Source organism: Streptomyces sp. NPDC088553 (genome assembly GCF_044752965.1).
Lineage (GTDB): Bacteria > Actinomycetota > Actinomycetes > Streptomycetales > Streptomycetaceae > Streptomyces.
Genome location: NZ_JBIVMG010000012.1, coordinates 79,006 through 99,712, shown reverse-complemented (window position 1 = coordinate 99,712; position 20,707 = coordinate 79,006). Strand labels below are relative to the sequence as shown.

Sequence of the window (20,707 nt, the reverse complement as noted above, 5' to 3'; positions counted from 1 at the left end):
CGGTGGCATGCGCGCCGGCGCCTTCGTCTACCCCTGGGACGTCGACGGCGATCCCGCCGCACCCGGACTGCTCGCCGGGCTCGGCCTCGCACAGGTCACCCTCGCCGCCGCCTACCACTCCACCCGGGCCCTGACCCCCCGTCACCCCGCCCACCGGATCGTCACCGCCGAGCACGCCGCCGTGCTCTACCCGCCGGACCCGGACCGCTGGGCCGGCCGCCCGCTCCGCCCGTACCCGGCGGGGGAGTGGGCCCCCGGCGACGCCTTCGGGCGGGCCGCCGAGGCCCTCGCGCCCACCGGCATCGAGGTGCACAGCTGGGTCGTGCTGGCGCACAACTCGCGGCTCGGCGCCGAACATCCGGAGACCTCCGTCGTCAACGCCTACGGCGACCGCTACCCCTGGGCGCCCTGCGTCGCCCGCCCCGAGGTCCGCGCCCTGCTGGTGGACCTGGCCGCCGAGGCCGCCGTACGGCCGGGCGCCGCCGGCACCGAGCTGGAGTCCTGCGGCTGGTACGGCCTCGCCCACCTCCACGCCCACGACAAGACCGGCGGCGTCGCCCTCGGCGAGCGCGAGCAGTACCTGATGTCGCTCTGCTTCTGCCCCTCCTGCCGGGAGGGGTACGGGGGCGAGGGCGCCGATCCCGACGAACTGGCCGCCGCCGTGCGGGGCGCGCTGGAGCCGGTATGGACCGGATCGGGTCCGGCGGGCGGGCTCGGCGCCCTGGAGGCCCCGGCCGGGGCCTGGCGCGCCGGGGCCGCCCGCGGCTTCCAGGAGGCCGCCGTGGCCGCCGTACGGGCCGCGGCCCCGCCCGGCTTCCGGATCCTGCTGCACGCCGATCCCGACCCGTACCGCTGCGGCGCCGACGCCGGCACCGACCCGGCGCACGTCCTGGGCCTCGCGGACGGGGTGGTCGCCCGGCCGCACCGGGTCGCGGAATTCGCGGCCCACGCGCGCGTGGACACCGTCCTCGCGGCGAACCTGTCCGTCGTCACCGGCATGGGCGGCGCGCCCGACCTGCTGGCCGACGAGGCTGAGCGGGCCCGCGAGGCGGGCGCCACCGAACTGCGGCTCTACCACGCCGGGCTGGCCTCGGACGAGGACCTGGCCGCCGTCCGGACGGCGCTGCGGAAGCTGGTCTAGAGGGCCTCGCCAGGACGCCTCTCCGGCTCCCCCGGAGATGCCGCCAGCAGACGGGCGGCGGAGGCGCGGGTGTCCGCGACATGGGCGCGGGCCAGCGCCTCCGCGCCGTCCTCGTCGCGGTCGCGGACGGCCTCGTAGAGCCGCTCGTGGGCCCCGCACATCGGCTCGCCGTCCGACTGCGCCGAGGTGAGCCGGAAGAGCCGGCGCAGCCGGGAGTCGAGCGGAGCCATCAGGTCCACCAGGAGCGGGTTGCCGGAGAGTTCGACGATCTGCCGGTGGAAGTCGGCGTTGAGGGAGACGGCCTCGCTGAGCCGTCCGGACTCCGCCGCCTTCCTGGCTCGCGACAACAGCCGCTCCAGGTCGCGCAGTTGGGTGGCGCTCGCATGCCGGGCGGCGAGCCGCGCGGCGAGGCCCTCCAGGTTCTCCCGCACGTCGAAGAGGTGCTCGGCGTCCTCCGGGCCGAAGTCCGCGACCACCGAACCCCGGCGCGGCTGCACCGAGAGGAAGCCCTCCGACTCCAGGCGCTGCATCGCCTCGCGCACCGGCACCCGGGAGACCCGCAGCCCGTCGGCGACCTCCCGCTCCACGAGCCGCGTGCCCGCCGGGTACTCCGCCTCGATGATCCGCTCGCGCAGCTCCACATAGACCCGCTCGCGCAGGGACTGGTGGGTGTCCCCGACGGCGGTGCCGCGGGCGGCGGGGCGGTGGACGGTCATGGGGGCGGCTCCCGTGGGGTGGACGTGCTCCTTCGATCTTCGCAGACCCGTCCGCGGGGGAATTCGGCCGTGGCCCCGCACGTGGTCGTCGGACCAGGCGGCCGTCCCTCGCCACGACCCGGCCCGCCCGGACCACCACGTCGCGGCGCGGGAGAGGCCGTAGGCCGGGGCCACGTCCGCGTGGGCGCGCATCGCGCGCGTGCCCTGGGCCGCCGCGCGCGCCATCAGCCGCAGCGCGAGCCGCCCGCCGCCGTCGACCCGCTCGACGACGGCGCCCTCCGTGACCTCCGGCACGAGTACGCCGGCCACGGAGATCAGGTCGCCGGCCGGCCCGCCGAAGGGCCGCACGTCGTGGAACAGGGTCGCGGTGCGGGCCGGCGGCGGGTTCACGGGAGTCTCCTCGGAGCGGTCGGCGGTACGGAAAGCATGCCGCGATCTGGTATGCCACGGGCTCCCTCCGGCCCCGGGTCCCGTCCCCGGCTCCGCCCCTCACCAGGCCAGATCCTCCAGCGCGTCCAGATCCGGCACCGCCGTCACGACCGGTTCCGCGGCGTCCGAGCCCACCCGCAGCTCCGCCCAGATCGTCTTGCCGCGCCGGCCGTAGCGGGTGCCCCAGCGCTCCGCGTACTGCGCCACCAGATACAGCCCGCGCCCGCCCTCGTCCGTCGCCGCCGCGTGCCGCAGATGGGGCGACGTGCTGCTGCCGTCCGACACCTCGCAGATCAGCGTCCGGTCGTGGAGCAGCCGTACCCGGACCGGGTCCGCCCCGTACCGCACCGCGTTCGTGATCAGCTCGCTGAGGACGAGTTCCGCCGTGAACGCGAGCCCGTCGAGCCCCCACTCCGACAGCTTCGCCGCGGCCGCGTTCCGCACCGGCGAGACGGCCGACGGGTCGCGCGCCACCTCCCACTCGGCGATCCGCTCGCGGTCGAGCAGCCGGGTGCGGGCCACCAGGAGCGCGATGTCGTCGCGGGGCGTCGGCGAGAGCAGGGTCGCGAGGACGTCCGCGCAGGTCTGTTCCGGGGTGCGGTCCGGGCGGGCGAGCGTGGACCGCAGCAGCCCCAGACCCGTGTCGAGGTCCCGGCCCCGGTCCTCCAGGAGCCCGTCGGTGAAGAGCACCAGCTTGGTGCCCTCCGGGAGCAGCAGCTCCGTCGCCTCGAACGGCACATCCCCCAGACCGAGACCCAGCGGCAGCCCCGGCGACAGCTCGGGGAACTCCACCCGCCCGTCCGGACCCACCAGGGCCGGACCGGGATGACCCGCGCTCGCCACCGTGCACGCCCCCGACGCCGGGTCGTAGATCGCGTACAGGCAGGTCGCGCCCGTGATGCCCTCCTCCCGCCGCCGCGCCTCGCCGTCCGGCTCCTCCGACTCCCGGTCGTCGATCCGGGCCGTCAGCTCGTCGAGGTGCCCGAGCAGCTCGTCCGGCGGCACGTCGAGGGTCGAGAAGTTGTGCACCGCCGTCCGCAGCCGCCCCATGGTGGCCGCCGCGTGCAGCCCGTGCCCGACGACGTCCCCGACGACGAGCGCCACCCGCGCGCCCGGCAGCGGGATCACGTCGAACCAGTCGCCGCCCACCCCCGCCTTCGCCGGGAGATAGCGGTACGCCACGTCCACCGCGCTCTGGTCCGGCAGCACCCGGGGCAGCAGGCTCCGCTGGAGGGTCACCGCCATCGCGTGCTCCCGGGTGAACCGGCGGGCGTTGTCGATGGCGACCGCGGCCCGCGCCGCCAGCTCCTCCGCGAACGACAGGTCCTCCTCGCCGAACGGCTCGGGCGTGTCCGCGCGCCAGAAGTTCGCCATCCCCAGGACCACCCCACGGGCCAGCAGCGGCACCGTGAGCAGCGAGTGCATGCCGTAGGCGAGGGCCTGCGCCGCCCCTTCCGGGTCCTGCTCCCGCCAGCCCTCCGCCGAGGCCAGCTCCGCCTGTGCCATCGCGTGCCCCGCGCTCAGCGCCGTGGCCATCGGGGTGCTGGGGACGTCGAACCGAATGGTGTCCCCGACCGGCTGGAGCGGCTGGTCGGGCCGCAGCCCGCTCAGCGCCGTCCGCCGCATCTCCGTGGTCGCCGGCGCGGACGACGGCGGCTCCTCGCCGCGCAGCACCGGTTCGAGCAGCTCCACCGTCGCGAAGTCCGCGAACCGCGGCACCGCGACCTCCGCCAGCTCCTCCGCCGTCCGGACGACCTCCAGGGTCGTCCCGATCCGCACCCCCGCCTCGTAGAGCAGCTGGAGCCGGCCGCGGGCCACCGCCGCACGGCCGGTCAGCGCGGCCAGCTCGGTGGTGTCCCGCATCGTCATCACGCAGCCGGACTCCCGCCCGGCCGGGAGCGTGGGCCGTACGCTCACCGCGAGCAGCCGGTCACCCGCCCGGTGCACCTCGTCCGTCGCCGACCGGCCCGACTCCAGGAGTTCGACCGTACGCGCGTCGAGCCCGAGCTCCGAGACGTGCCGCCGCTCCATGTCCGGCGTGAGGCCGAGCAGCCGGCGCGCCTCGTCGTTGGCGAGCAGCAGCCGGCGGTCCGGGCCCACGATCAGGACGCCCTCGCGCACCGCGTGCAGGACCGCCTCGTGGTGCTCCTTCATCCGGGTCATCTCGGCCGGGCCGAGACCGTGCGTCTGCCTCCGCAGCCGCCGGCTCACCAGGGCGGCCCCGCCCACGGCGAGCACGAGCGCGCCGGCCGCGGCGCCGATGAGCAGCGGCAGTCGGTCCTGCACCGCGTCCGTGATGCTCTCCACCTCGACGCCGCTGGTGACCATGCCGACGATCCGGCCCTGGTCGTTCACGACGGGGACCACGGCCCGCACGGCGTCGTTGGGCGCGCCCCGGAACAGCTCCGTGTAGGACTCCCCGTCCACCACCGCCCGGCTGAGGTCGCCGGTCGCCCTGCGGCCGATCAGCCCCGGGTCCGAGTCGGTGTAGCGCACGCCGGCCGGGCTCAGGACGGCGATGAAGTCCACCCCCGTCGCCAGCCGCGTCTGTTCCGCCCGTTGCTGGAGCTCGGCCGTCGGGTCGGGCGAGGCGAGCGCCGCGTCGATGCCGGGCGCCTTCGCGAAGGCCTCCGCGACCGCGAGGGAGCGGACCTCGGCGTCCCGCTGGGTGTCGCTGCGCGCCTGGTAGAACGTCACGAACACGGCCGCCGCGATCACCAGGAGCGCGATCAGCGCCTCCAGGGCGAACACCTGCCCGGCCACGCTCCGCAGCCCCGTCCCGCGGTCACCGGGGCGCTTCCCCCGTGCCCCGTCGCCCTCCCCGCGTGCCCCGCCCCGGGCCGTCATCCCGTGCTCCGGGCGATGAGCAGCGCCACGTCGTCCGGTGCGCCGGGCCGGCGCAGAGCCCGGAGGAGTTCGTCACAGGTCTCCTCCAGGGGGCCGCGCATGTCGTCGAGCAGGCCCACGAGCAGGGCGAGCCGTTCGTCGATCGCCTCGTGGCGGGTCTCGATCAGACCGTCCGTGTAGAGCACGAGCCGGTCCCCCGGGCGGAAGGCCACCCGGGTCGTACGGAACGTGCCGCCGCCCACCCCGAGCGGCACCCCCGGCGGTACGGTGACCAGCTCGGCCGGGCCGTCCGCCGGGACCCGTACCGGTGGCAGATGCCCGGCGTTCGAGATCCGGCACCGGCCGAGGGCCGGGTCGTACACGGCGAAGAGGCAGGTCGCGATGTAGTGCTCCAGGCCCGCGGTGATCCGGTCCAGATGCCGCAGGACCTGGGCGGGCGGGAGATCGAGGTCGGCGAACGCGCAGGTGGCGGTCCGCAGCCGGCCCATCGTCGCCGCCGCGTCGATCCCGCTGCCCATCACGTCCCCGACCACCAGCGCCGTCTTGTCGTCGGGCAGCGGGATCACGTCGTACCAGTCGCCCCCGACCTCGCTCGACGCCTGCGCGGGCTGGTAGCGGGCGGCGACCTCCAGACCGGCCCGCTCCGGCGGCACGCCGGGCAGCAGACTGCGCTGGAGCGTCACCGCCGAGTTCCGCACGCTCTGGTACCAGCGCGCGTTGTCGATGCTCACCGCCGCGCGGGCCGCGAGCTCCGTCGCGAGCAGCACGTCGTCCCCGTCGAAGGGCAGCCGGTTGCGGTCCCGCTTGAGGTCGAGCGCGCCGAGCACCTCGCCGCGCGCGATCAGCGGCACCGCCAGATACGAGTGGACCCCCGCCCGGGCGAGCAGCTCCGCCGCCTCGGGACTCCGCGCGATCCGGGACAGGTCACCCGGGCCGACGCGTTCCACCAGGACGGGCAGCCCGGTGTGCACACACCGAGTGACGAGCCGGTCCGCCCCGTACATGGTGATCGCCCCGGGCGGGTCCGCGGCGGGCAGTGCCTCCGTCCGGCCCGCGGCCTTCACCGCGAGGGCCCGGAACAGTTCGGGGCCCTCCTCCGGCGCGCCGGGTCTGCGCAGGGCGAGGACGGAGTCGAGGACGTCGACGGCGGCGATGTCGGCGAGTTCCGGCACCACGACCGAGGCCAGCTCGTCGGCCGTCTTCTCCACCTCCAGGGTGGTGCCGACCCGGGCCGAGGCGTCCGCGATGAGGGCGAGCCGCCGCCGGGAGCGGTCGGCGTCCGCGTCCGCCCGCATCCGCTCGGTCACGTCGATCACGGAGGCGGCGACCCCCAGGATCCGGTCCTCCGGCCCCTCCAGGCGGTAGAAGGACAGCGACCAGGCGTGGTCGTGGTCCGGGTCGGCCGCGGTCCGTCCGACGGTGGGATGGTCGAGCAGCGGGGTGCCGGTCGTCAGGACGGCGCGCAGCGCGGCCTCCAGTGCCGGGGCGTCGATCTCGGGCACCATCTCCCCGATCCGCCGTCCGATGTGCATCGCGGCCGGGATCCCGTTGATGCGTTCCAGAGCCGGGTTGACCAGGACGTAGCGCAGGTCGGTGTCCAGGACGGCGAGGCCGATCGGGGACTGGGAGACGAGCCGGTCGGAGAGCGCGAGCTCGGCCTCGACCCGTTCGACGGCGGAGCGGTCGGCGGCGATCCCGAGCGCGTACAGACCCCCCAGGTCGTCGGTGAGCCGCATGTTGCGGAACTCCACGTTCCGTACGCTGCCGTCCTTGTGCCGCACGGGGAAGACGCCCGCCCAGGTCGCGCCCTCGCGCAGCACCTCGCCGAAGAGGCGCATCGCCTCGTCGCGGTGGTCCGTGCCGACGACCAGCCGGGCCATGTACTGGCCCAGGGCCTCGTCGGCGCGGAAGCCGAAGAGGTCCTCGGCCTGTGGGCTCCAGAGGACGATCCGGCCGTGGGCGTCGATGACGACGGCGGCGACCCCCAGCACGTCGAGGAGGCCCTTGCCGTCCAGGGGCACACCGACCCGCCCCGTCGTTCCCGGGAAGGAACCGGCCGTCACACTGCCCTCCTCCCGCCGCGCCGCGCTTTCTTCCATGCTCGCCGCCCACCGGTCGGCCCGCACCGCGAGCGCCCCGGGGGTGCCCGGCCCGACCGGCAGGGCACCCCCGGGGACGGGGGGGAGGAAGGAGCGGGAGGAGAAGGAGGAGGGGCGGGGTCCGTCAGCCGACCGGGACGGACGCGTCCCGGGCAGGCGTCTCCCCGCCGCGCCGCCCCCGTACCGCGACCACCGCCGCCCATCCCGTCCCCGCGAGCGCGAGCAGCGGCAGCAGGACGCGGACGTCGACCAGGGCGACCAGGCCCGCGCCGAGGGCGAGGGCCAGCGCGTTGGGCGCCATGACCAGCGTGTGCGCGGTCGCCGCCACCCGGCCCACCGCCTCCGCGGGCGCCTCCCGCTGCACGGCCGTCACCACCGCCACGAGGACCCACGGCATCCCCAGGCCGATCGCCGCGCTCGCCGCCAGGGCCGTCGCCTCGTACGGCAGCGCCCGTACGCCCACCGCCACCGCGAACAGGGCGAGACCGGCGGCGGCGAGCGTCCGCTCGGGGATCCGGCGCAGCAGCGGGCCGGTGACCAGGCCCGCGAGGACCGATCCCACGCCCTGCACCGCGTAGAGCACACCGGCGTACGCGGGGGCGTGCCCGAGCCCCCGGTCGACGACCGCGTAGACCGCGGCCCCGTTCACCCCGGCGAGCAGCATCGTGAACGCGCCCGTCGCGACCAGCGGCCGCAGGACCGGCGAGGCGCGGAGCAGCCGGGCGCCCTCGGTGGTCTCCCGCCACCAGTGCCGGGACTCCGGCCGCGCCGGGCGCTCCTCCCGTACGGGCATCAGCGCGAAGAGGCCCGCCGCGAGCGCGAAGCTCGCCGCGTCGAGCAGCGCGACGGTCCCGCCGCCGTACGCGGCGAAGAGGCCGGCCGCCGCGAGCGGGGCGATCAGCTTCGTCGACTCGTTCGCGGTCATTCGCAGCCCGTTGAAGGTGCCGAGCCGCTTCTCGTCCATGACGGTCGCGACCAGGGCCTGCTCCGCCGCCTCGTGGACGGCGCCCTGCGCCCCGTACACCACGAGGACGGCGAAGAGCAGCCACACCCGGTCCGCCGAGTCCACCCACAGGAGGACCGGGAGGAGCGCGGCCATCGCCAGGTCGAGGACGACCAGGAGCGGGCGCCGCCGCACCCGGTCCGCGAGCGTGCCGAGCAGCGGCCCGAGGAGAACGGGCGCCCAGAGGGCGAAGGCGGCCAGGGCCGCGAGACTGTCGGAGCCCGTCAGCGATTTGACCCAGATCCCGGAGACCAGCCACATCGCCGTCGTACCGAATCCGGACACGACGACACCTGTCAGATACCAGCGCATGGCCACAGGCTGGTCTCTGAGGTGGCCCCGGGGGATCGGGCATCTTCCCTAAGAGACCTGGGAGGCCGGGGAGGCCGCGTCCTGCTCCGTGGGCGCCCTCTCGTACCGCGGCTTCTCGCACCGCGGCTTCTCGCACCGCGCCTTCTCGCACCGCGCCTTCTCGCACCGCGCCTTCTCGCGCCGCAGCGCGAGCCCCGTGACCACCGCGCCCAGGCCCTCCCACAGGCCCACGCCCAGGAATCCGGCCGGGGCGCGGCCGCCGACGACCGCGAGGGTGAAGACCGCGCAGGTGAGCAGCCGGAACGGGACCGTCCAGCGGAAGAACGGCTTCCAGTCGGCGAGTGCGGCCAGCACGTAGTAGACGCCCATGTTGAGCGCGGCCATCGAGGAGGCGGTGAGGAATACGAGCGTGTGGTCACCGTCCGCGCGCCCGCCGTCGGGCACCGGCTCGAAGCCCATCACCGTGAGCAGTGCGTCCGGCACGACCAGGCCCACCACGCCCAGGGCGGCGGCGAGCACGCCGAAGACCGCGATCGTCCAGCCGGACAGGGAACGGGGCAGGCGCACGGCGGTCCTCCGCGAGGTGGGTGCAGGATCAGCGGGTCGGTGAACGAGCTTCGAATGCGTGCTCGGTCGCGAGCGTGACCCTGCATATCGCGTGACGGGCCCCGACGGCCAATCGGGGCCCGGCTCACGTCACTTCACGGCTCCTGCCGATGCCGCTTCACGGCTCCCGGGCGGCTGGTCTCGCGGCTCCCCGGCCGGTTCGTCGCGCGGCTTCCGGCCGGTTCGCTCAGCGGCTCCCGGGCCGGCTCGTCTCGCGGCTCCCGGCCGACTTGTCTCGCGGCTCCCGGCCGACTTGTCTCGCGGCTCCCGGCCGACTTGTCTCGCGGCTCCCGGCCGCCTCACTTCAGCGCCGCCGCCATCATCTTCTGCGCCACCGGCGCCGCCAGACCGTTGCCGCTGACCTCGGAGCGAGCCGCGCCCGAGTCCTCGATCAGCACCGCGACGGCGACCTGCTTCCCGGTCGAGGGATCCTTCGCGTACGAGGTGAACCAGGCGTACGGCGTCTTGCTGTTGTTCTCACCGTGCTGCGCGGTACCCGTCTTGCCGCCGACCTCGGCCCCGCTGACGGCCGCGTTGGTGCCGGTGCCCTCCTCGACCACGGTCCGCATCGCGCTGCGCAGCTGCTCGGCCGTCGACGAGGAGACGATCCGCTCGCTGTCGCCGTCCTTGAAGGTCGTCAGCGGGTCGCCGTCGGAGTCGACGACCTCCGACACCATGTGCGGCGCGGCCAGCAGACCGTCGTTGGCGATCGCCGCCGACACCATCGCCATCTGCAGCGGGGTGGCGGTCACGTCGAACTGGCCGATGCCGGTCAGCGCCGTCTGCGCCTGGTCCATGCCGGACGGGTAGACGCTCGCGTAGGCGCGGACCGGGACGTCGAGCTCGGCGTCGTTGAAGCCGAACTTCTCCGCCATCGCCTTCACCTTGTCCTGCCCCAGGTCGGCCGCCATCTTGGCGAAGACGTTGTTGCAGGAGTAGCGGAGCGCGGTGCGGATCGTGGCGTTCTCGCAGGGTGCGGACGCGTTCTCGTTCTTCAGCACGGTCCGCGTGTTCGGCAGGGTGTACGGGTCGGGGCTCTTCGTCGCCGTGTCCACCGAGCCGTACAGACCGTCCTCCAGGGCCGCCGCGGCGACGACCAGCTTGAAGGTGGACCCCGGCGGCAGCGGCTGGCGCAGGGCCCGGTTGACCAGCGGCTTGTCCTCGTCGGTGGTGAGCGCCTTCCAGACGTCGCCGTCCGAGGTCCCGGAGATCTTCGACGGGTCGTAGGACGGGGTCGAGACCATCGCGAGGATGCGGCCGGTGGCCGGGTCGACGGCGACGGCCGCGCCCTTCGTGTCCCCGAGCGCCCGGTAGGCGGCCTTCTGCACGTCCGGGTCGATCGTGGTGACGACCGTGCCCGGCTGCTGCTGCTTGCGGGTGACGGCGTCGAGCGGGTTCTTCAGCCGGTCGTCGGTGCCGTCGAGGACGTCGGAGTAGATGCCCTCCAGCTGGGTGGCACCGTACGCCTGCGAGCTGTAACCGGTCACCGCCGCGTACAGCTCGCCGTTCGTGTAGGTACGGCGGTACTCGAGGTCCGTTCCCTCCGTCTTCTTCGAGCCGGTGACCGGTGAACCGGCCACGACGATGTTCCCGAGCGGCTGCGCGTACTGCGCGATCGTCTTCCGCCGGTTCTTCTTGTCGTCCGCGAGCGCCTTCCCCTCGTACGCCTGCACCCAGGTGGCCCGGCCCAGCAGGGCGAGCACCAGGAGCAGCACGAAGACCGAGGTGCGCCTGATCGTCTTGTTCATCGCACTGGTGGGGACGAACGGCTCGGTGGGGGACGTTCCGGATGTGGCCGGTTTCTCAGCGAACCTTCATACGGGGCGGGCCCGCGTGTGGCCGCCGTCACCCCGCCGTACGAGCCGGCACCCGGCGCCCGCCGTCACCCCGCCGTACGAGCCGGCACCCGGCGCCCGCCGTCACCCCGCCGTACGAGCCGGCACCCGGCGCCCGCCGTCACCCCCGCCGTACGAGCCGGGCCCCCGGCGCCCGCCTCACCCCGTCCGGACGAACCCCGACTCGTACGCCAGGATCACCGCCTGCGTGCGGTCGCGGGCGCCCGACTTCGCCAGGACCGACGCCACGTGCGTCTTGACCGTGGCCGCGCCGACGCCCATCCGGCCCGCGATCTCCGCGTTCGTGAGGCCCGTCGCCACCAGGCGCAGCACCTCCGCCTCCCGCTCGGTGAGCCGCGCCACCCAGGGCGGTGCCACCGGCGGGCGGTTGCGGGCGTGCTCGGCGGCCAGGCCGCGGACCGCCGCCGGGTAGAGCAGCGAGTCGCTCCGGGCGACCAGCCGGACCGCACTCACCAGCTCCTCCGCCGCCGCCCGCTTGAGGAGGAAGCCGGCCGCGCCGACGCGCAGCGCGTCGTACACGTACGCGTCGTTCTCGAAGGTGGTCACCACCACGATCCGGGGCGGCTCCGCCATCCCCGCGAGGATCTGCTCGGTGGCCCGGATCCCGTCGATCTCCGGCATCCGTACGTCCATGAGGACGACGTCCGGCCGCTGGGCCCGCACCACCGACACCGCCTCGGCGCCGGTGGCCGCCTCGCCCACGACCTCCAGGCCGGGCTCCGCGTCCAGGATGACCCGCAGCGCCGTCCGCACCATCCGCTCGTCGTCGGCGAGCACGATCCTGACGGGGGCGCTCATCGGGGGATCCTGACCACGAGGCGCCAGACGCCGTCCGCGGGACCGGCCTCGGCGGTGCCGCCGAGCAGCCGGGCCCGTTCGCCGATGCCGCGCAGACCGCGACCGCCGTTCGGGCGGACGACCGGTGGCCGTGCGGGCAGGGGGTTCTCCATGGTGATCTCCAACTCCTCGGTGCGGGCGTCGAGCCGTGCGGTCACGGGCTCCCCGCCCGCGTGCCGGGCCGCGTTCGTCAGCCCTTCCTGAACGATCCGGTACGCCTCCCGGGACAGCGCCTCCGGTACGGGGGCGAGGTCGCCGGACACGGCAAGGGCCACCTTCGGCCCCGCGCCCCGCACCAGGTCCTCCAGGGCGTCGAGCCCCGGACCGGGCCCGGGTCCGCCTTCCCCGCCCTCCCCGGCATCCTCGTCGCGCCGCAGCAGCCCGAGGACCCAGTCCAGCTCGCCGACCGTGCGCCGGGTGGTCTCCTCGATCGCGGTCAGCGCCTCCCGGACGAACGCCAGGTCCGCCCCGTCACCGGCGTCCAGGACCCGCCGGGCGGCGCCCGCCTGGAGGGTGACCGCGCTCAGCGCGTGACCGACCGAGTCGTGCAGCTCCCGGGCCAGCCGGTTGCGGGACTCCGCCTCCGCCGCGCGCCGCTCGGCCGCCGCGAGCCGGTCCGCAGGGCTCGGCCCGAGCAGCCGGGGCGCCTGGCGGGCGAGCAGGGCCCCGGTCGCGGCGGCCACGGCGGCGAGCGCGAGCAGCATCAGGAACCCCGCCGGGAGCGCCGCCCAGCTCCACCAGGGCCGGTCGAGACCCCAGAGCCGGCCCAGCTCCGACTCCCGCAGCGCCGGCGAGAACGGCAGCGCCATCACCGACACCGCGAACGGCGGCAGCGCGAGCGTCGCGCCGCTGACCAGCGCCCCGGCGCCCAGGTGCAGCGTCCACCAGCCGGCCGTCCGGGCCTTCGCCTCCCGGCCCCGGGCCGGGCCGTCCGCGAACCGGTCCGCCGGCACTCCGCACAGCGCCCGCGCGGCCGCCACCGACATCGGCCGGGCCAGCGGGAACAGCGCGGCGACCGCCACCAGCGGCAGCCCCACCCCGTACGCCCCGAACTGCACCGCGAGGCTTCCGCCGAACAGGCCGCCCTCATCGAGCAACGCCCCCACGACCACGGAGCCGACCATCCAGAACGGCATGAACAGCGCGCCGCCGACGATCAGATGGAGCCAGCGCCGCCGGGCCCGCTGCCCGAGGAGGGCGACCGCGCACCGTCTCACGCCTCGGCGCTCCGCCGCCGCAGGACCACGGCGAGACAGGCGGCGAGGAGGAGTCCGGTGATCATTTCGCCAGCGTAGGACAGCTGCGTCAGGGCCGTGACCTGCTTGGCGGGATCCGTCTCCGGCATCAGCGCGACCAGCGACATGTACGCGCCCCAGCAGCCCACCGCGCCCGAGCCGGTCCACGCGAGCGCGAGGACGGTACGTGCCTTCAGCGGGGCGGGCCGGCGCAGGACGAGGAACAGGGTGAAGGCCACGGCGACGACGAGGAAGGCGATCTGCTGGAACTCCAGGACCGTGAAGTCGGCGTCGCGCTCGGCGATCTGCCGGGGCGACAGGCCCTCGGTCGAGCCGAACAGCCACCTCGCGTGGAGCGTGAGGGGGAAGAGCGCGAGGGCGGCGGCGGCCAGGGCGGCGGCCCGTACCCCGGGCCCGGAGACGCGGGCGGACAGCCCGCCGAGTCGGCCGCGCCAGAGGTGGCCCCAGCGGTCGCGCGCGTACAGCGCGAAGAGGGTGCCCAGGGAGAGGCCCTGGAGGATGAAGCCTCCGTAGACGACGGCGAAGACCCAGGAGTCCAGGAAGGGTTCGGCGGGCGCGGCGGCCCGCTCGTCGCCGCCGAGGAGCGCGACCGCGAGCTGGGTGGGGTATCCGGTCATGATCGGGGTGAGCAGCCCGGTCGCCGCCCACATGGGGAGCGCGAGGAGCCAGGCGGGCACCCGGCGTCCCCAGGACTGGGTGAGGAGCAGGGCGAGGACGACGACGAGGATGTCGGCGAGCACCGTGACCGAGTTGGCGATCGCCATCGTCCGGGGTCTCTCCAGGAGCACGCTCCCCGCCGGGATGCCGATCTCGCTGCCCGCCACCCAGGCGATCTTGAGCGAGACGTACGGGACGCAGGCGAGGATCGCGAGCACGCGCAGCGCCCGGCGGGCGCCGCTGGGGCGGGGGCCGGCGCCGGGCGCCGGGGCGAGGAGGTGCGCGGTCTGTGTCATGGCTCCACGCTCGCGCGCCGGCCCCCGGCGGCACCTCCTGCGGAACGGTGATCCGCCTCCGCCGCACGGGGGAGGCGGAGGTCGGCCGAGAGGCGCGGGCGTGGGCGTGCGGGCTGTGCGTGGGGGCTGGGCGTGGGGCGCGAGACCCGGAATTGACCCATGGTTTTATAGATCAATTGCACCCTTCACATGGGTCAATGGCCCCCTAGATTAGTGATCATGAACGAGAACGCGCCCTTCGCCCCGCTCCTGACCCGTGCCGCCACCGCCGAGACCACCGCGGACCCCAGCAGTGTCATGACCCTGCTCGCCGACTCCGACACCACCGGCGGACAGCTCACCAGCTACCGCTCCACCTTCGCGAAGGGGGCGGTCGGCGCCCCGGCGCACTTCCACACCAAGGCGTCGGAGATGTTCTACGTCATCGACGGCTCGCTCCAGGTCCTCGTCGGCGAGGAGCTGTCCGTCCTGGAGAAGGGCGACTTCCTGCTCGTCCCGCCGCACACCGCGCACGCCTTCGCGGCCGCGCCCGGCGCCGAGGCCGACGTTCTCTTCGTCTTCACGCCCGGCATGGCCCGCTTCGACTACCTGCGCCTGCTCGGCCGCGTCATGCGGGGCGAGGCGAGCTTCGAGGAGATCAAGGCGTCCTCGGAGCAGTACGACAACCACTACGTGGACAGCCCGGTCTGGCAGAAGGCGCTCGCCGAGCGCGGATGACCCGCCGGCGAGGGGCGTCCGGGACGGCCGCCCCTTCCGGGAGGCCTCAGAGGCGGCGGGTCGCCAGCGTCAGCCGGTCCCGCGCGTCGAAGAGCGCGTCCTTGATCATCTGCTCGTGTGCCGGGGTGAGCCGTGCCACCGGCACCGAGCAGCTGATCGCGTCCCGTGCCGGGGTCCGGTACGGGATGGCGACGCCGAAGCAGCGCAGCCCCAGCGTGTTCTCCTCGCGGTCCACCGAGATGCCCTGCTCGCGGATGACGCGCAGCTCCTCGATGAGCTGCTCGCGGTCGGTGATGGTGTGCTCGGTCAGCGCCGGGAGGGTCTCCGGGAGCAGCTTGCGCACCTGGTCGTCGGTGTGGGTGGCGAGCAGCGCCTTGCCGAGCGAGGTCGAGTGGGCGGGCAGCCGGCGCCCGACCCGGGTGAACGGCCGCAGGTAGTGCTGGGACTGACGGGTCGCCAGATACACCACGTTGGTGCCGTCGAGCCGTGCCAGGTGGATCGTCTCGGTGGTGTCGTCGGAGAGCCGGTCCAGGGTCGGCCGGGAGGCGGCCACCACCTCGTCGCCGTCGATGTACGAGGTGCCGACGAGCAGCGCCCGTACGCCGATGCCGTACCGCGTGCCGGTCGCGTCCGTCTCCACCCAGCCCAACTCGACCAGGGTGCGCAGCAGCATGTACAGGCTGGACTTGGGGTAGCCGACGGCCTCCTGGACGGCGGCGAGTGAGTGCATCCCCGGGCGTCCGGCGAAGTATTCGAGCAGCTCCACGGTCCGCACCGCGGACTTCACCTGCGCTCCGCCCGCGTCGGCAGTCGTCATGACCCTCGCCCCTCTTCCGTCGTGCCGTCGTCCCCTGGCCGGCCGGCCGGCCAGGGCCCCTTGTGAAGACGGCCGGGCCGTCCCTAGAGTCCCGTACGGATGCGTTCATCTACGGGAACTGTGTTCAGAATAGCGAACAGGGGCGTGGCAGTGGCGGCAGAACCAGTGTGGAGTGTGGACCCCCGGACGGGGAAGCCGCGCGAGCGGGTCGCGGTGGAGGCCACGACGGAGGACGTCGACCGGTCCGTACGGGCCGCGCACGCGGTCCGCGAGGCCCTCGCCGACCGGACCGTACGGGCCGCCTTCCTGCGGACCGCCGCCGACCTCCTCCAGGAGGCCGGCGAGCAGATCGTCGAGACCGCGGACGCCGAGACCGCCCTCGGTCCCGTCCGCCTCAACGGTGAACTCGCCCGCACGGCGGCCCAGTTGAGGGCGTTCGCCGAGGTCGTCGACGAGGGCTCCTTCCTCGACATCCGGATCGACCTGCCCGACCCCGGAGCCATCCCGCCCCGGCCAGACCTGCGCCGCTGGAAGATCCCGCTCGGCGTCGTCGCCGTCTACGCCGCCAGCAACTTCCCGCTCGCCTTCTCCGTCCCCGGCGGCGACACCGCGAGCGCCCTCGCGGCCGGCTGCCCCGTGGTGATCAAGGCCCACCCCGACCACCCGGCCACCTCCGAACTCTGCGCCTCGCTGCTGCGCAGAGCCGCCGCCAAGGCGGGCCTCCCCGAGGACGTCGTCGTCCTCGTCCACGGCTTCGACGCGGGCGTCGACCTCGTCCGCCACCCGCTCGTCGCCGCCGCCGGCTTCACCGGCTCGGTGCGCGGCGGACGGGCCCTCTTCGACGCCGCCGCCGCCCGGCCCGTCCCCATCCCCTTCCACGGCGAACTCGGCTCCCTCAACCCGGTGGTGCTCACCCCCGCCGCCGTCGAGGAACGGGCCGAGGAGATCGGCGCCGGGCTCGCCGGCTCCATGACCCTGGGCGCGGGCCAGTTCTGCACCAAGCCCGGCTTCGTCCTGGCCCCCTCGGGCGAGGCGGGCGACCGGTTCGTGGGGGCGCTGACGGAGGCCCTGCGCGCCACCGGTCCGGCCGTCATGCTCGACCACCGGATGCGGGGCAGTTTCCTCACCCGCACCTACGAGATGACGATGAGCGACGGCGTCACCGCACCCGTCCACCCCGAGCCCGGCGGCCCGCACTCGGTCAGGGCCGGCTTCGTCACGGTCACGGTCCGGACCCTGGTCGACGGCGACCACCGGGACCTCACGGAGGAGGTCTTCGGCCCGGTCACCGTCGTCGCCCGCTACGACTCCCGTACGGAGATCACCGAGGCCCTCGCGCGGGTGCCCGGCAACCTCACCGCCACCCTGCACATCGCCGAGCGGGGCCAGGACGAGGACGCGGCCCCGCTCCTCGCCGAACTCACCCCGCTCGCGGGCCGGGTCCTCGTCAACGGCTGGCCCACCGGCGTCGCCGTCGCCGCCGCCCAGCACCACGGCGGCCCCTACCCGGCCACCACCTCCACGGCCACCTCGGTCGGCGCGACCGCGATCGAGCGCTGGCTGCGCCCGGTCGCCTACCAGTCGACCCCCGAGCACCTGCTCCCGCCGGAGCTCCGCGACGACAACCCGCTGGGCCTGCCCCGCCACTGAGCCCGGCCACCGGCCGTCACCCCCCGACGCGCACCACGATCTTCCCGAGGTGCGCGTCGGACTCCATCAGCCGATGGGCGTCGGTGATCCGCTCCAGACCGTCGAAGGTCTCGGCGATCACCGGCGCCAGGGAGCCGTCGCGCAGCCCCGCGCCGATGAACCCGGCCACCCGCCGACGCCCTTCCTCCGCGCCCTCCACGACGACCCCGCGCGCGCGTGGACGGTCGAGGAACTCGGTGCCCTGACCGGCCTCTCCCGCGCCGCCTTCGCCCGCCGCTTCACCACCCTGGTCGGCCGCGCCCCCCCTCGCGTACCTCACCTGGTGGCGCGTGACCACGGCGGGCCGCCTCCTGCGCACCGCCGACCTCCCCCTCCGCTCGATCGCCCGACGCTCCGGCTACTCCTCGGAATTCGCCTTCGCCAAGGCCTTCAAGCGGGAGTACGGGCTGGCCCCGGGGCAGTACCGCAAGGGGGCCTGAGCCCGCTCAGCGGCCCCGGCGGCCCGGCATGCGGAGGGAGAGCAGCGTCGTCAGGGCGAGGAAGGACGCGCTGATCAGAAGGCTCGTGCGGAGGGCCGACTCCATGGACGACGCCGCCAGGGAGCCGAAGACCGCGATCGCGAGGGCGCCGGCCGTCTGCCGGACCGCGTTCAGCAGGCCCGCCGCCGTGCCCGCGCGGTCCGCCGGGACCGCCTCCATCATCGAGGCGATCAGCGGCGGCAGCGAGAAGCCCGCCCCCAGGGCGAGGGGGACCAGGAGGAGCGCCTGGGCCACCCGGGAGGTGTGCGCGTCGACCGTGAGCAGGCCGAGCAGACCCGCCACCGCGACCGCCTGGCCGAGGACGATCGGCAGCCGGGCCCCGTATCGCGCCGCCACCCTCGCCGACAGGATGTTCACCCCGGCGAGCAGCCCCGTCATCGGCAGGAACATCAGCCCGGCGGCCAGCGCCGAGAGGCCCAGCACCTGCTGGAAGAAGAGGCTGAAGACGAAGAGCATCCCGTAGAAGGCCACGCTGTTCGCCGAGCCCGCCGCCACCGCGACCGCCACCGTCGTGTTCCGGAACAGACCCAGCGGCACCACCGGGTGCCGCCGCCGCGTCTCGACCAGCAGGAAGGCGGCGAACGAGATTCCCGCGAGCCCCAGCGCCCACCACGCCTCCGTCCCGCCCTCGATGGCCGCGAAGGTCAGCGCCCCGAGCGCCGCCATCGCCGTCAGCTGTCCCGGCAGGTCCAGCGGGGCGGGCCTGCGCTCCGAACGCGCCACCCGGCTCAGCAGCACCAGAGCGAGCAGCCCCAGCGGCAGGTTCACGAAGAAGATGCCCCGCCAGCTCCACGCCGTCGTCAGCGCCCCGCCCGCGACCGGGCCGAGCGCCACCGCGACCGTGCCGCCCGCCGCCCACAGCGACACCGCCCGCGCCCGCCGCCCCGGATCGCCGTACGCCTCCCGTACGAGCGCGAGCGAGGCCGGCAGCATCACGGCCGCCGCCACCCCCTGCACCGCCCGCGCCGCCAGGAGCGCCGGAAGGCCCGGGGCCAGACCGCAGGCCGCCGAGGCGAGGACGAAGACGACGACCCCGGTCCCGTACGCCCGGCTCGCCCCGACCCGGTCGGCGAGCGCCCCGCTGGAGAGCAGCAGCGCCGCGAAGGCCAGGGTGTACGCGTCGACCACCCACTGGAGCCCCGTCATCCCGGCCCGCAGATCGGCGCCGATCGCGGGCAGGGCGACGTTCACGACGGAGGTGTCCAGGGTGATCAGCGCGAACCCGAGCATCGCGGCGGCCAGGGCCGGGCCGGGGGACGTCCGGGCGGGGGAGGGGGAGGCGACGGGAGCTTCGGCGAGGTCTGTCGATGACATGGACCCAGCTTCATGATCGGCGGAGCCGTACAGTAGTGGCCCGAATGCCATATGCCCGGAGGTTCTGGCCACATGACAGCCGCGTCCGCACCCTCGCCGCGCGCCCGCCGCGTCGCCGTGATCGCCGCCCCGCCCGTCTCGATGTTCAACCTGGCCATCCCCGAGATGCTGTTCGGCAAGGTCGAGATCGACGGCGCACCCGGGTACGAGACGGTCATCTGCGCCCCCGACCCCGGGCCCGTCACCACCACCGGCGGCCTCGACCTCGTCGTCCCCCACGGCCTCGACGCCGTCGCCGGGGCCGACACCGTGGTCCTCGCGGGCAGCGGCTCGTACACCGACCCCGACCCGCGCATCCTCGCCGCGCTGCGGGGCGCCGCCACGGCCGGGAGTCGCATCGCCTCCATCTGCACCGGCGCCTTCGCGCTCGCCGAGGCCGGACTGCTCGACGGCCGGGCCGCGACGACGTACTGGGCGTACAGCTCGCTGCTCGCCGCCCGACACCCGGCCGTCGACCTCCAGGACGACGTGCTGTTCGTCCAGGACGGGCCCGTGCTGACCTCCTCCGGATACGCGGCGGGCATCGACCTCTGCCTGCACGTCATCCGCACCGACTACGGCTCCGCCGTCGCCAACACGGTCGCCCGGCTCGCCCTCGTCGCCCCCGTACGGCCCGGCGGCCAGACCCAGTTCACCCAGACCCCGCTGCCGCCCGAGCGCGGGGTCTCGTTCGCCGCCACGCGCGCGTGGGCGATGGAACACCTCGACGCACCGCTCGGCCTCACCGACCTCGCCCGGCACGCCGGCGTCTCCGTCCGCACCCTCTCCCGCCGCTTCCACGCCGAGACCGGCGTCAGCCCGCTCCAGTGGCTGCTGCACCAGCGCGTGGAGCGGGCCAAGGAGCTCCTGGAGACCACCTCGCTCGCCATGGACGCGGTGGCCCGCGCGAGCGGCCTCGGCACCGGGGACTCGCTGCGCCGGCACCTCCTGGGCCGCACGGGCCTCACCCCGAGCGCCTACCGCTCCTCGTTCAGCCGGCTGACGGTCACGGACCGCCCCGCCCCCGCCGCAACCGCCCCGCCCTCCCGTGCGTCCTGAAGAACCATGATCCGACTCGCCACCCCCGCCGATCTCGACGCCGTCGTCGCCCTCCACACCGAGGCGCGCGCCACCTACTACCGCGGTCACCTCCCCGACGCCGACTTCCTCGGCCCCGAGGAGATCGCCCGCTCCCGGGCCGGCTGGGCCGCCGCCGTCGAGCGCGGCGCCGTCCTCTGTGCCGTACGGGACGGGGAGCTCGCCGGCATCGCCGCGTACGGGGAGCGCGACGGCCACATGCACCTCACCCAGCTCCACGTCCTCCCCGCCCGCTGGCGCGGCGGAGTCGGCACCGAGCTGCACGCGGCCTGCGTCGACGGCTGGCGGGCCGCCGGGGTGACCGAGGCGCGCCTGGAGGTCTTCGAGAAGAACGAACGCGCCCAGGCCTTCTACGCCGCCCACGGCTGGACCCCCGACCCGGAGACCCCGCGCGACGGCGACCACCTCGTGCTCCGGCTCACACTGGGACCGGAAACGGAATGAAATCCGCCGGCGGGGTCGTTGTCGCGACGGAACA

The 20,707-nt window shown here is 74.9% G+C and carries 16 protein-coding genes and 2 pseudogenes; 6 read left to right on the top strand and 12 right to left on the bottom strand.

The genetic code is table 11. The features are described 5' to 3' along the window. Nucleotides 1–7: 7 nt before the first annotated feature. Nucleotides 8–1,141 carry a hypothetical protein gene (locus ACIP8Z_RS32680; protein WP_402090054.1) on the top strand — a complete coding sequence of 378 codons (1,134 nt, stop codon included), beginning with the start codon at nucleotides 8–10 and terminating at the stop codon, nucleotides 1,139–1,141. On the opposite strand, the gene ACIP8Z_RS32675 is transcribed toward ACIP8Z_RS32680, so the two are convergent. From ACIP8Z_RS32675 to ACIP8Z_RS32635, 9 genes and pseudogenes are all read right to left on the bottom strand, one after another. Continuing rightward, the gene (locus tag ACIP8Z_RS32675) at nucleotides 1,138–2,247 is read right to left on the bottom strand and encodes a GntR family transcriptional regulator (RefSeq protein WP_402089883.1); all 1,110 of its coding nucleotides are present in this window, start codon (nucleotides 2,245–2,247) and stop codon (nucleotides 1,138–1,140) included. The genes ACIP8Z_RS32680 and ACIP8Z_RS32675 overlap by 4 nt on opposite strands. A gap of 99 nt (nucleotides 2,248–2,346) precedes the next feature. Then, nucleotides 2,347–5,133: a SpoIIE family protein phosphatase gene (locus tag ACIP8Z_RS32670; protein WP_402089881.1), complete on the bottom strand. Its 2,787-nt coding sequence runs from the start codon at nucleotides 5,131–5,133 to the stop codon at nucleotides 2,347–2,349. Continuing rightward, nucleotides 5,130–7,196, bottom strand: coding sequence for a SpoIIE family protein phosphatase (locus ACIP8Z_RS32665; RefSeq protein WP_402089879.1), 2,067 nt, complete (start codon nucleotides 7,194–7,196; stop codon nucleotides 5,130–5,132). Before ACIP8Z_RS32665 ends, ACIP8Z_RS32670 begins: the two co-directional genes overlap by 4 nt. 160 nt (nucleotides 7,197–7,356) lie before the next feature. Then, nucleotides 7,357–8,547 (bottom strand): MFS transporter, encoded by a 1,191-nt coding sequence (locus ACIP8Z_RS32660; RefSeq protein WP_402089877.1) that lies wholly within the window; start codon nucleotides 8,545–8,547, stop codon nucleotides 7,357–7,359. A 165-nt stretch (nucleotides 8,548–8,712) separates the two neighbouring features. Then, nucleotides 8,713–9,114, bottom strand: a pseudogene (locus tag ACIP8Z_RS32655) (hypothetical protein); the annotation flags it as partial. A gap of 338 nt (nucleotides 9,115–9,452) precedes the next feature. Next, the gene (locus ACIP8Z_RS32650) at nucleotides 9,453–10,901 is read right to left on the bottom strand and encodes a peptidoglycan D,D-transpeptidase FtsI family protein (RefSeq protein WP_402089875.1); all 1,449 of its coding nucleotides are present in this window, start codon (nucleotides 10,899–10,901) and stop codon (nucleotides 9,453–9,455) included. Nucleotides 10,902–11,147: 246 nt separating this feature from the next. After that, the gene (locus tag ACIP8Z_RS32645; protein WP_319308319.1) at nucleotides 11,148–11,807 is read right to left on the bottom strand and encodes a response regulator transcription factor; all 660 of its coding nucleotides are present in this window, start codon (nucleotides 11,805–11,807) and stop codon (nucleotides 11,148–11,150) included. After that, a complete protein-coding gene (locus tag ACIP8Z_RS32640) occupies nucleotides 11,804–13,063 on the bottom strand; it encodes a sensor histidine kinase (RefSeq protein WP_402089873.1) in 1,260 nt (419 codons plus the stop codon). The genes ACIP8Z_RS32645 and ACIP8Z_RS32640 overlap by 4 nt, the downstream gene beginning before the upstream one ends. After that, the gene (locus tag ACIP8Z_RS32635; RefSeq protein ID WP_402089871.1) at nucleotides 13,060–14,055 is read right to left on the bottom strand and encodes a hypothetical protein; all 996 of its coding nucleotides are present in this window, start codon (nucleotides 14,053–14,055) and stop codon (nucleotides 13,060–13,062) included. Before ACIP8Z_RS32635 ends, ACIP8Z_RS32640 begins: the two co-directional genes overlap by 4 nt. Nucleotides 14,056–14,274: 219 nt before the next feature. On the opposite strand from ACIP8Z_RS32635, the gene ACIP8Z_RS32630 reads away from it, so the two are divergent. Then, a complete protein-coding gene (locus tag ACIP8Z_RS32630; protein ID WP_389027490.1) occupies nucleotides 14,275–14,772 on the top strand; it encodes a cupin domain-containing protein in 498 nt (165 codons plus the stop codon). Between the two features lie 46 nt (nucleotides 14,773–14,818). Here the strand turns inward: ACIP8Z_RS32630 and ACIP8Z_RS32625 are convergent, their stop codons facing one another. Continuing rightward, complete coding sequence (locus tag ACIP8Z_RS32625) at nucleotides 14,819–15,589, bottom strand: IclR family transcriptional regulator (protein ID WP_055602637.1); 771 nt, start codon at nucleotides 15,587–15,589, stop codon at nucleotides 14,819–14,821. Nucleotides 15,590–15,739: 150 nt separating this feature from the next. Here ACIP8Z_RS32625 and ACIP8Z_RS32620 point away from each other — a divergent pair, with 150 nt between their 5' ends. Further along, nucleotides 15,740–17,239, top strand: a complete 1,500-nt coding sequence (locus ACIP8Z_RS32620) for an aldehyde dehydrogenase (NADP(+)) (RefSeq protein WP_402089868.1) — start codon at nucleotides 15,740–15,742, stop codon at nucleotides 17,237–17,239. 16 nt (nucleotides 17,240–17,255) lie between these two features. Here ACIP8Z_RS32620 and ACIP8Z_RS32615 read toward each other — a convergent pair whose 3' ends face one another. Beyond that, entirely contained in the window at nucleotides 17,256–17,360 is a 105-nt protein-coding gene (locus ACIP8Z_RS32615; protein ID WP_402089866.1) for a hypothetical protein, read from the bottom strand. A 63-nt stretch (nucleotides 17,361–17,423) separates the two neighbouring features. Between ACIP8Z_RS32615 and ACIP8Z_RS32610 the strand changes: the two are divergent. Further along, a pseudogene (locus ACIP8Z_RS32610) lies at nucleotides 17,424–17,718 on the top strand (helix-turn-helix transcriptional regulator); the annotation flags it as partial. A 6-nt stretch (nucleotides 17,719–17,724) separates the two neighbouring features. Here ACIP8Z_RS32610 and ACIP8Z_RS32605 read toward each other — a convergent pair. Beyond that, nucleotides 17,725–19,092 carry an MFS transporter gene (locus tag ACIP8Z_RS32605; RefSeq protein ID WP_402089864.1) on the bottom strand — a complete coding sequence of 456 codons (1,368 nt, stop codon included), beginning with the start codon at nucleotides 19,090–19,092 and terminating at the stop codon, nucleotides 17,725–17,727. Nucleotides 19,093–19,164: 72 nt separating this feature from the next. Here ACIP8Z_RS32605 and ACIP8Z_RS32600 point away from each other — a divergent pair, with 72 nt between their 5' ends. Next, a complete protein-coding gene (locus ACIP8Z_RS32600) occupies nucleotides 19,165–20,190 on the top strand; it encodes a GlxA family transcriptional regulator (protein ID WP_402089862.1) in 1,026 nt (341 codons plus the stop codon). 6 nt (nucleotides 20,191–20,196) lie between these two features. Next, nucleotides 20,197–20,673 carry a GNAT family N-acetyltransferase gene (locus tag ACIP8Z_RS32595; RefSeq protein WP_402089860.1) on the top strand — a complete coding sequence of 159 codons (477 nt, stop codon included), beginning with the start codon at nucleotides 20,197–20,199 and terminating at the stop codon, nucleotides 20,671–20,673. Nucleotides 20,674–20,707 lie beyond the last annotated feature (34 nt).